At 44.2% G+C, this 11117-nt stretch carries 7 protein-coding genes and 1 pseudogene; 7 read left to right on the forward strand and 1 reads right to left on the reverse strand.

Annotation, left to right across the window (positions count from 1 at the left end):
- A pseudogene (locus ACYVAA_RS20840) lies at nt 1–224 on the forward strand (hypothetical protein); the annotation flags it as partial.
- A 75-nt stretch (nt 225–299) separates the two neighbouring features.
- On the forward strand, nt 300–1271 hold the full coding sequence (locus tag ACYVAA_RS20845) for a polysaccharide deacetylase family protein (RefSeq protein WP_460545539.1): 972 nt from the start codon (nt 300–302) through the stop codon (nt 1269–1271).
- Nucleotides 1272–1328: 57 nt separating this feature from the next.
- On the opposite strand, the gene ACYVAA_RS20850 is transcribed toward ACYVAA_RS20845, so the two are convergent.
- Nucleotides 1329–2288: a GNAT family protein gene (locus tag ACYVAA_RS20850; RefSeq protein WP_460545541.1), complete on the reverse strand. Its 960-nt coding sequence runs from the start codon at nt 2286–2288 to the stop codon at nt 1329–1331.
- 89 nt (nt 2289–2377) lie between these two features.
- Here ACYVAA_RS20850 and ACYVAA_RS20855 point away from each other — a divergent pair, with 89 nt between their 5' ends.
- From ACYVAA_RS20855 to ACYVAA_RS20875, 5 genes are all read left to right on the forward strand, one after another.
- Complete coding sequence (locus ACYVAA_RS20855; protein ID WP_460545543.1) at nt 2378–3574, forward strand: hypothetical protein; 1197 nt, start codon at nt 2378–2380, stop codon at nt 3572–3574.
- A gap of 397 nt (nt 3575–3971) precedes the next feature.
- Nucleotides 3972–6041, forward strand: a complete 2070-nt coding sequence (locus tag ACYVAA_RS20860; RefSeq protein ID WP_460545545.1) for a sulfatase-like hydrolase/transferase — start codon at nt 3972–3974, stop codon at nt 6039–6041.
- A 1015-nt stretch (nt 6042–7056) separates the two neighbouring features.
- A complete protein-coding gene (locus ACYVAA_RS20865) occupies nt 7057–8619 on the forward strand; it encodes a sulfatase family protein (protein WP_460545547.1) in 1563 nt (520 codons plus the stop codon).
- Nucleotides 8620–9234: 615 nt separating this feature from the next.
- Complete coding sequence (istA, locus tag ACYVAA_RS20870) at nt 9235–10773, forward strand: IS21 family transposase (RefSeq protein WP_460545549.1); 1539 nt, start codon at nt 9235–9237, stop codon at nt 10771–10773.
- 46 nt (nt 10774–10819) lie between these two features.
- Nucleotides 10820–11117, forward strand: a 298-nt coding sequence (locus ACYVAA_RS20875) for an ATP-binding protein (RefSeq protein ID WP_460545551.1), incomplete at its 3' end; no start/stop codon positions are given.

Below are 11117 nucleotides of genomic sequence, written 5' to 3' on the forward strand. Positions count from 1 at the left end.
GTATTTCATTTTCTATGACCTTTTACATGTCCAATCTGGGCATTATCATCCGCCAAAAAAGTATGATCATGTATTTTATGTTTTTTGTGGTGGTAGCTTTTATTGATTGGAAGCAAACCCAGAAGATCAAGCGTCTGATAAAATACAGACGTTATAAGGAAGCGAGAAAAAGGGAAATGGAAAGAAAGTGGGATGCTTTAGCCAGAAAATCGGCCTTAAAGTAAGTCAGTTAACAAAAAATATCAGAAGAGAATGACCTATTTATATATATTGTTCAAAACACCAATCTTAATATCAGGATGTCCTTTTTAGTCGTATCACTGGATTTTGAATTGCTGTGGGGCCTTTTCGATAAAGTCAGGCTGGAGAACAAAGGTGCTTATTTCAGTAATACCCGAAAGGTAATTCCGCAAATGTTAAGAGCATTTGAGCAATATGGAGTAGCGGTCAGCTGGGCAACTGTAGGCATGCTTTTGACAGAAAGTAAAGAAGAGTGGGAGTATTACAAACCTCAGGTTCTTCCTTCTTACCAAAATCCAAAAAACTCTCCTTACCATTGGGTGGAGAGGCATGGTTATTTCCCTCAGTTCCATAGTGCGCTGCCTCTGGTTCAACATATCTTGCAAACTCCCGGACAGGAACTGGCCAGCCATACCTATTCCCATTACTATACCATGGAAGGAGGGCAAGACCAAGAGCAATTCAGGAAGGACCTGCAGATGGCAAGAAAGATTGTCAAAGATAAAGTTGACATGAATGTACAATCTCTGGTGTTTCCCCGAAATCAGTACAATGCAAATTATCTTAAAGTGTGCAGTGAAGAAGGCTTCAGTAATGTAAGGACCAATCCTGGAGACTGGTTTTGGAAGAATCCACAAAGTGCAGGCTTCGTTCAGAAGGCCTTCCGGGCAGCGGACACTTTATTACCCATGGGAAAGAGCACTTCATTTACTTTGGATAGCATCAAACTCAACGATGGTTTTCCCATCCAAATTCCGGCATCTCGTTTTTATAGGCCACATAATGGGCAATACAAGTCATTGGATAGGGTACGTATGAAGCGGGTTATTCAGGAAATGACCTATGCCGCGAACAATAACCTGATTTATCATTTATGGTGGCATCCACACAATTTTGGAAATCATCCTGAGGAAAACATGAAAGACTTGTTGATTGTTTTACAAGCTTTTGAGAAGCTAAGAAATGAAAAGGGAATGCAATCTGTGAACATGGGGCAGCTTGCCGAAATGCTTATGGAGCTGGCTTCATAGAAAATAGAATATGTCCTGGGATATTTATTTCATTCAATCAGCAATGTTATTGTAAAATTAAAACAGTTCTAGATCTCCAAGGCTAAAAGAGAGTTCATTCTTCAGCAATTGATCAAAATCATCTTCAGCTACATTCAGGTTTCTAAGGGTAATCAGTGGACCAAGAGAAGTTTTGATATTGCTTAGGATTCCTAAAGAGGGAAATTGCTGCAATGCACTTCCAGAGTAGGCAATAAAATCTACCGGATAGGTCGCAATGAGTTCTTTGAGTTGTTTTTTTAGATGGAGCGAATTGATTTGTTGATTTTTTTGAAGGCCAATTAACTCACTTATCCTAAGCTCTTGGGCCCATGTGTGGGATTTTATCCTAAAGATACAGAGATAACTTTCCTGATCGGTCAAGCAGCCGTATTTGAACAGTGGATTCTGGGCGTATCTCCAATAAAGAAAGCTTGGGGATAGATTCGTAGCAAACAAGGGGGGATTGTACTCCGGAAGGGAGATTTCTTCCGGCCATTTTTGAAGGCCTAAGCTGATAGGACTGCTTTCTTTATTTTTCAGCCCTTTGAGAAGATGGAATGGGCGTAAAATAGTGGTCCTAACGGAAAGCCGGCCTTTTTTTTGCCAGCCCATTTTTAAGTACCCCGGTAAACTGTTTTTATTGGGGGTATTAAAAATAAATTGGTATCCTTTTGGGCTACATTCTTTTATTAATCCCAGGCTTAACTGCTTGAAAATTCCTTTTCCTTGATAATCAGGGTGGGTGGCCGTATCAACAGCCCTGAGGGCTTTTATTGGCTGATTGCCTTTTTGCCATTCCCATTGCATAAAAGCCCTGACCCCAGCAAGGTTGCCCTTTTCCTCAGCAAGCCATACTGGAGATGGGCCGAAGGGATTGCTCAAATGTTTCCATTTCCACAGGGACTCACTCTTTGGAATCATGCTCTCTCCTAAAGAAGATTTTAATAGTTCTACGATAGCTGGAATATCTGAGGTAGTGGCTTCTCTTAACTGCATGAAGCTAAATTAGCGTTAAATTCAGATAATTTTCCACTAAAATTTGCTATTTGTTCAAACAAAAGTTGAATTTTGTTTAACTACCCTTGATGTCTATGATTCAGGTCCTTCTGTTTTTTGTTATTGGCGTACTGCTTATACTTACCAATAAAAGGTTGGGAAAGCAAGAAGGTCTTTCTACCTATGAAATATGGCATCTTCACACATTGTTGTTGTTTCAAATGGGAGCTGCGATAATTTATCACTGGTATATTTCAGTAAATGGAGGAGATTCGATTGCCTACTGGAATTTAAATGGCCCTTTGGCCAATCCTCATGCCGAAGGCTGGTGGGATTATTTTGGTATTGGCTATCCCTTCATGTACTGGCTCAATTATCTTCCCGCCAAGCTGCTTGGTTGGGAAATGCTTACCGGACATCTTCTTTACGCCATACTTGGCTTTTTAGCTTTTCGGTTATTGTTTTTATTGAAACACCAGTATTTTACTTCGTATAAGCAATTTTTTGGTGTTGCTTGGCCAATATTACTATTGTACTTACCCAATTTACATTTTTGGTCTGCAGGGATTGGAAAGGAAGCATTGTGCTTTCTAGGTTTATCCATGTTCGTTTTTGGGATGGACAGGAGAAAATTACACTATATGCTATTGGCAGCCCTATTGGTCTTTATGGTAAGGCCGTATTTGATTTGGATCATAGGGGTAAGCTTAAGCGTTTCTTTACTTTTATTCGGAGGAGCGCCCAATAAAGCAAAGTATTATGGAGGGGCATTACTGCTGTTGTGCTTTTTGGTGTTGCCTTTATTACTATGGCGCGTTGGGCTGGAGGAAGTTTCCTTGGAAGGAGTTATGGGACTTATGAAAAGTCAGTTCAATATGCTGTCTGGAAGTAGGGTGGGATCTTCCTTGGATATGGCTAATTATAACTTAATCGAACGTTTGATCAGTTATTGGTTCAGTCCATTGATCATGTATTCATCCGGTATTTTTGGAAGTATCGCTTCAATGGAAAACCTATTGGTTTTGGTTCTTTTTATTGGAATGTCTATCACTGCCAAAGTAAAGAAATGGAGCGCTATACCTTTTTATTTGAAATTTGGATTGGTATTGTTTGTGATCAGTTCGCTGGTCTATGCCAATATATTGGCTAATATGGGGATAATGATGCGGATGAAAAGTATCTATATGTTGTTTCCCATATTTATGTTAATTGGCTTAGGAAACGTAAAGGAAAGCATGTCATCTTCTACTTTAAATGGGCCCAATAGTAAAGTAAGTGACGGGTAAATGGACACGGTGCTTTGGAGAAATTATTTTGTTAAACAACTGTTCTGATGGGGATTTTATTTCTCTATTTAAAATACAAATTAACACTTAATGAAAGCTGAACAGCTTTCATTTTCTTTTTGTGTTTTTCAGGTTATTGATGATATTTCATTAAATTGGGCATCAAAGTACGGAAAAGGAGGAAAATAGGGTGCCGTAGCCTTGGGCTATAAACCTTGGAGAACTTGAGGGCAGTAGGGAAAGGTTTAGTCGTTGGAGTGCTCCTCTTAGCATAAATGGCCCATTTTAATGTACTGCTATACCCCCTCTAATCAAATTTGGATGGGGTAATTTTATGTATAGGTTCTAAGAATGAACAGTTATTAACCCTATTTATACAATTAACTTAATTTTGATAATGAAAGAACTGCGACGGCTACTTGTTTTGATGATAGCCATTTCGGCGATAGGCACCGACAATGCCTTGGCACAGCAAAAAAGTGAAAATAAGCCCAATATCATTTTTATTCTAACCGATGATTTGGGTTATGGCGACTTGGGAGCATTTTTTCAAAATGAACGGAAATTACGGGGAGACAGAAGCGAGCCATGGATCATGACTCCTCAGCTGGATAAAATGGCCGCAAAGGGGGCAATGCTTACCAACCATTATACGGCGGCTCCAGTTTGTGCTCCTTCCAGGGCGTCCATTCTGATGGGGGTAAACCAAGGCCATGCCCATGTGAGGGACAATCAGTTTGATAAATATTTAGGGGATAATTATACCTTGGCTGAGGTGCTCAAGGCAGCGGGGTATACGACTGCGGCTATTGGGAAGTGGGGCTTGCAGGGAGAAGGAGAGGGACCTGAGTGGCCATCGCATCCACTGAAAAAGGGATTTGACTATTATTATGGATATATCAGGCACCGTGACGGGCACGAACACTATCCAGTAGAAGGAGTTTACCGTGGGCCAAAAGAGGTCTATGAAAATTACGAAGTCAGCCAAGGCCTTGACAAGTGTTATACCGGAGATCTTTTTACAGCAAAAGCCAAGGACTACATCATAAAGCATCAAAAAGCCAAGGGAGACCAGCCTTTCTTTATGTTTTTGGCTTATGATACGCCTCATGCCGTATTGGAATTGCCCACGCAGGATTATCCGGCAGGTGGAGGAATCAATGGCGGACTGCAATGGTGGGGCACACCGGGTAAGATGATCAACACAGCCAGTGGAGAAGTGGATTCCTTTGTTTATCCTGAATTTGCTGATGCCACTTATGATGACGACAAGGATCCTTCTACAGCCGAAGTTGCCTGGCCGGATACCTATAAGCGTTATGCCACGGTCAACAGAAGGATTGATGATCAAGTGGGGGATCTGTTGAAGTTGCTGGATGACTTGGACATTGATGAGAACACTTTGGTAGTATTTACCTCGGACAATGGCCCTTCCGAAGAATCGTATCTGCCGAAAGAATATGCCCGCTATACACCTGAATTTTTTAATAATTATGCCCAGTTTGATGGGATCAAAAGGGATGTTTACGAAGGTGGTTTGAGGACGGCCACTATTGCCTACTGGCCAGAGACCATTAGGGAGAATACCGTGGTGGATGAGCCAAGTATTTCTTATGACTGGATGCCGACCTTTGCCGAAGCAGCTGGAATAGCCGCACCGGTAAGGTCTGATGGGGTCTCCCTTTTGCCTTCCCTGACCGGAAGGGGCAAGCAATTGGAGAGCCAGGTTTATGTGGAGTATTTTCAAAACGGATCAGTGCCCAAATACGCGGAGTTTGATGAATCCCACCAAGGAAAAAAGAGGGGACAGATGCAAATGATCCGTATGGGAGATATGGTAGGCGTACGGTACAATATTCAGGACCATCAGGATGACTTTGAAATCTTTGATGTAAACAAGGATCCACAACAAACACAAAACCTGTCCATTGAAGGGGCTGATCTACAGGAAAAGTTTAAGGCAGCAGTTTTGAGGCGAAGGATCAATAACCCCGAGGCAAAGCGGCCTTATGATGAGGCGTTGGTTCCTGCTTTGGACCTTAAGAGAGTAAAGCAGGGCTTAAATTCAGCAAGCTACAAGGTAGCTACAGACTGGATTCCTCAGGTTACGGACAAAAAGGCCAAAACTAAGAAGGTGCCTTTTCTTGATAGTCGCGTGCAAGCTACAAAGGGCAATCTTGTGGTATGGAATGGATACATCAAAGTTCCGGAGGATGGAAAGTATCAATTCTCTGCAGAAAGAGGAAGTCAAAAAGTATACATGAGAATTCATGATATAGGGGTGTTGGATGGTGACTATAGTAGCACGGCAAACCCAGAAGGTGAGGTCTACTTGGCGGCGGGCTTTCATCCGATTACTTTCTACTGCTTGAAGACAGAAAACCATCCATCGGATAAGTTGGCCTTATACTGGCGTTCTGAAAAAATGGGCCAACAGGAAATTCCTGCTGCTGCCTATTTTAGATAGGAAATAGGATTTACGTTGATAGGATATGGAAAGGGGGAGCCACAGATTACACGGATTTTCTTTAGTTGGAATTTTGATAGTGCCTGCAATATCCGTAGTTGTCCAGGGGCTGTGCCTTTGGGCTGGTTAAAGTTGAGCCAGTGCCTCAAATAGAAGAGACTTCCTCATAGGTGTGGGTTTCTCTGAGTCCTACACAAATAATAATTCGTCGTAGTCTGTGCGTCAGTGGATAAAGTGCTCGCCCCAAAGGTGCCCCGCAAGGGTTATGTTTTGGCCGGATTAATAACTATAGAGCATACAGCTTGCCGCCAAAACCAGTGGATTTCAATTGATAAGTCTACCCCAAGATAATGAGTAAAATATTTGGTTACCAGGTTCCGACGATGACTTATGAGACAGGCTAAAGTTTAGGAGTCCCTCAACGCAGCTAAGGGACAAAGCGAAAACCTGGTAAGTGTACAAAACCAAGCTGGCCCGGATTTGAAATCCGGACCTATTTATAGGTGGCATTTGTAACGCCGCAAATAAATGAAAATGTGTATTCGCAATCTTGCACCTGCCAGTTCATTGGCAGAATCTGGTATCGGTATGTAAGGATGGCCTTTGGTGTAGCTGGTTTTAAGGAAATTGAGCAGGCCGTAAAGAAAATGAGCTAGCTCGCGTCGTGGAACAGCGAGATCCGCTCATTTTTAGGCCGGAACAGTTTTCTTAAAATTAAATTGGGGTAACAAAATCTCCTTCTAAAGGTAAATCGTTATTCCCCATTTATAAGCTGCACCACCGGCCTAGATTCCTGCCTCACGGTAGGCGAGGTTTGGTACTTTTCATCAATGGAAATGCGCAGCATTCATGAGGACCATCAAGAACAAAACAATACCTGAATAAAAGTACATATCAACAATAAAATAAAGCATAAACCAAAGAAAATATAGTTACGTGCATCATAGCGAATAGTCAAATAAATGAATATCAACTTTTAATTACTTATAAACCAATCAAACAATAAAACCAACCCATGAAAAACAATTATTTAAAACGTCTGCTCCTGGCAGTTTTTGGACTAAGCAGTTTATGGGCCTGTAAGCAGCAAAAGACAGAGGAGAATACCCAAGAGGTGGCATCCAAGCCAAATATTGTGGTGATCTATTTGGATGACCTGGGCTATGGTGATGTCAGTGCTTATGGAGCTACTGAAATCAGCACCCCGAATATGGATAAGATCGCCAATGGCGGGGTCCGTTTTACCAATGGCTATGCCTCCTCCGCCACCTGTACCCCTTCCAGGTACGCTTTGCTTACCGGAATGTACCCTTGGAGAAACAAAGATGCTAAGATCCTGCCCGGTACGGCGCCTTTATTGATCGGTACTGAGCAGCTTACGCTGCCTAAGATGCTAAAAGAACAGGGGTATTATACCGGAATCGTGGGTAAGTGGCACCTAGGTTTGGGAAATGGAGATGTAAACTGGAACGAAAAGATCAGCCCATCTCCCAATGAAGTCGGTTTTGATTACAGTCATATTTTGGCGGCGACCCAGGACAGGGTGCCTACCGTATACATAGAAAACGGTCATGTGGTCAACCTCGATCCAAATGATCCGATAGAGGTTGACTACAGCAAAAACTTTGAGGGAGAGCCTACGGGAAAGGAAAACCCGGAGCTATTGACCATGAAATGGCATCACGGACACAATAACAGCATTGTCAACGGGGTTCCGCGAATAGGTTTTATGAAAGGTGGGGAAGCCGCTAAATGGAGCGATGTTGACATGGCCGATCATTTTCTGGAGAAAGCCCAGGATTATGTAAAAGAGCACAAGAACGAACCGTTTTTCCTTTATTATGCCCTGCAACAACCCCACGTACCACGTACGCCCCATCCTAGATTCGAAGGAGCTACCGGCATGGGGCCAAGAGGTGATGTCATCGCAGAAGCGGATTGGTGTATTGGAGAGTTCTTGAAGACTTTGGAAGAGGAAGGCTTGATGGAAAATACACTTATTGTTTTCTCCAGCGACAATGGGCCGGTGCTGAACGACGGCTATTATGATGATGCTGTAGAAAAGCTAGGCGACCATACCCCTGCTGGGCCATTGAGAGGTGGAAAATACAGCTTGTTTGAAGCGGGAACCCGGGTGCCGTTTATGGTGTACTGGAAGGGTAAAATCCAGCCCAAAGTATCCGATGCCCTGGTTTGCCAGGTGGATTTATTGTCTTCTTTGGCGGAGTTGGTGGGCAGTGATCAGCAAGGTCCGGACAGTGAGAAGCTGTTAGATGTCTTCATGGGCAACAGCGATCAGGGGAGAGAGGAGCTGGTCATCGAGGCTTCCACCAGGACGGCATTGAGAAAGGGAGACTGGATCATGATTCCCCCATACCAAGGGCCAAAAGTGGCTGGAAATGTGAACATAGAACTGGGCAATGATGAAAACTATCAGTTGTATAACCTTAAGGAAGATATTGGCCAGCAAAGCAATCTTGCTGAGAGCAAGCCAGAGAAACTCGAGGAGATGGTTGCTGATTACCAAAAGATCAGAGGGGCGGAAAATACGGAAATAGAGCCGTTGGAATTGAAGTAGTAGTTGTCAGTATTTAGTATTGAGTATCAGGTATTTAGTGTAAAAGAGGTCCGTGTTTCAAATGCGGGCCTTTTTTTGTTTTTGAGACCTGTGCACTTCCATCTAGATTTCAGTTTTGCATTTTATGTATATCCGCAAAGACACCTGTAGCTATAAATTAGGTTCTATATGGATTACTATGGGTAGACAAATTTAAGTCTTTGAGGGGGGCTAAATTCAAAGGGGCTTGGTTCCGATAGCCACTTTAGGAAGGGAAAAGAATTGGATGTTTTAGCAGGTTTAGTCATACTAAATCATCCAACAAAAACATCTTGGATGTGATATTTATAAAATCAAATGAATGTGTAAATTGGTCCGCCTTGTAGGTATTGGGCGTTAAGAAATTAAAGAAGTGGGTAAGCAAGAAGGCAGGCTTGTGTCTAAAACGGAGGTCACTGGGCCACAGTTTACGGTGATAGCGGGCCAGCCATTCCGGGAATCACTGGGCCAAAAATAGAGTAGATTTTCCGGAGGTCATTGGGCCGTTTTAGGATGCACGTGTTGTTTGGTGCCGGAGGTCATTGGGCCACTTTCCATGATTAGTTATTAGCCTTGTAGTCGAATAACAGGAACTACATGGCAGGACAAAGAATAGACATCATGGATTTAAGAAGTTTGATCACCTTTAAGCAGAAGGGGCTTAGCAACCGAAAAGTGGCAGACCTATTGGGCGTCAACCGAAAGACCGTTGACAGTTATGTCAGGCGTTTCAGGGATCTTTCCCTTGGGTACGGGGAACTGCTTTCCCTTGACGGCAAGGATCTTCAGGAACTTTTCACCGAGACCGGACAGACAGAAAAGGAACGTTACGAGCAGCTGTCGGGGTGTTTTCCCCACATCGACGGGGAGATGAAAAAGCCCGGCTGTACCCTTCAGGTACTATGGAAGGAATACATCGCCCAAAATCCGGAAGGCTATAAATACAGCCAGTTCACTTGGCACTACCGGCAATGGAAGAAGCGCAACAACGCCAGTGGCAAGCTGTCCCACCGTGCCGGGGAAAAGCTGTTCGTGGACTTTTGCGGAAAGAAGCAGCACTACGTTGACCGCCGGACGGGGGAGCAGATAGCCGTAGAGGTTTTTGTGGGTGTCCTGCCCTGCAGCCAGTACACTTACGTAAGGGCGGTACCCAGCCAAAAACGGGAGGATTTTATCAGCTGTCTGGTCTATTGCCTGGGCAGGATGGGCGGTGTACCCTATGCCATCGTCCCTGACAACCTCAAATCAGCAGTGGACAAGGCCTCAAAATATGCCCCGGTCCTCAACAAGACCTTTTCGGATTTTGGCCTGCATTACGGCTGCGCTCTTGATCCTGCCAGGCCCTATAGCCCGCAGGACAAATCACTCGTGGAGCGTTCGGTCACTTTGGTCTACCAACGGATCTATTACCCGCTGGGCAACCATACCTTCTTCAGCCTGGAGGAGCTCAATGCGGCCATTGCAGAAAAGCTGGAGGAGTACAATGACTATCTGCTCAGCCATGGACAGGGCAGCAGGCGAAGCCAGTTTTTGGACATCGAAAAAGAGTTCCTCCAGCCCCTTCCCAAGAGCATCTACAGCATCCGTTATTATAAAAAGGCCACCGTCCAGAAGTCCTCCCATGTTTACCTGGGAGAGGACAAGAACTATTATAGCTGTCCCTATCGCTATATGGGCAAGAGCGTGGAGTTACAGTACAACCGGAACACCGTGGAGATCTTTTACCGTCAGGAGCGGATTGCTTCCCACAAAAGGGTTTCCCGGCAAGGACAGTACATCACCATCGGGGAACATATGCCCAGCAACCACCAATACTACAATGACTGGAGTCCGGAATACTTTGACCGGAGGGCACAAAAAGTTGGTCCGAACACCCAGGAATATATCGGAACGTTGATCGGCCAGTACACCTATCCCGAAATCGGCTACAAACAGGCACAGGGGATTCTTTCCTTCTTGAAAAGCTATGGACAGGAACGTCTGGAAAGGGCCTGTAAACGGGCACTGGGCTTCGAAAAAGCCTCCTACCATACCCTTGAAAGGATACTTAAAAACAAAATGGACCTCGAGGAACTGCCTCCTGCCGAGGACCATGTAACCCCGGGTCACAAGAACATCAGGGGCTCTTACAGCTGACAGGCAGTCCTCTTAATGAAACGAATCATATATCCCAACCAAATGAATGATGAACGAACACAACACCATTGAAAAAATGAAACAGATGCGCATGGGCACCATGGCGGAACTTTACCACAAGAACCTGACAGAACACCTCTACCGGGAGATGTCGGCCGACGAACTGTTGGCCTTTCTGGTGGACAGCGAATGGGAGTACAGGCAGAACAAAAGCATCGACAACCTCATACGGCAGGCCGGCTTTAAACAGGCCGCTGCGGCCACCGATATTGATTACCATACCTCCCGTAACCTGGACAGGGGACTGTTTGAGAGGTTGCTCGGACTGGCCTTCATCAAAAACC

Source organism: Echinicola sediminis, from assembly GCF_054777495.1.

Excerpts from the sequence above, each read along its gene's own strand:
- istA (WP_460545549.1), top strand. The coding sequence starts at position 9,235 with ATGGCAGGACAAAGAATAGACATCATGGATTTAAGAAGTTTGATCACC.
- ACYVAA_RS20860 (WP_460545545.1), top strand. The coding sequence starts at position 3,972 with ATGAAAGAACTGCGACGGCTACTTGTTTTGATGATAGCCATTTCGGCG.
- ACYVAA_RS20855 (WP_460545543.1), top strand. The coding sequence starts at position 2,378 with ATGTCTATGATTCAGGTCCTTCTGTTTTTTGTTATTGGCGTACTGCTT.
- ACYVAA_RS20845 (WP_460545539.1), top strand. The coding sequence starts at position 300 with ATGTCCTTTTTAGTCGTATCACTGGATTTTGAATTGCTGTGGGGCCTT.
- ACYVAA_RS20850 (WP_460545541.1), bottom strand. The coding sequence starts at position 2,288 with ATGCAGTTAAGAGAAGCCACTACCTCAGATATTCCAGCTATCGTAGAA.
- ACYVAA_RS20865 (WP_460545547.1), top strand. The coding sequence starts at position 7,057 with ATGAAAAACAATTATTTAAAACGTCTGCTCCTGGCAGTTTTTGGACTA.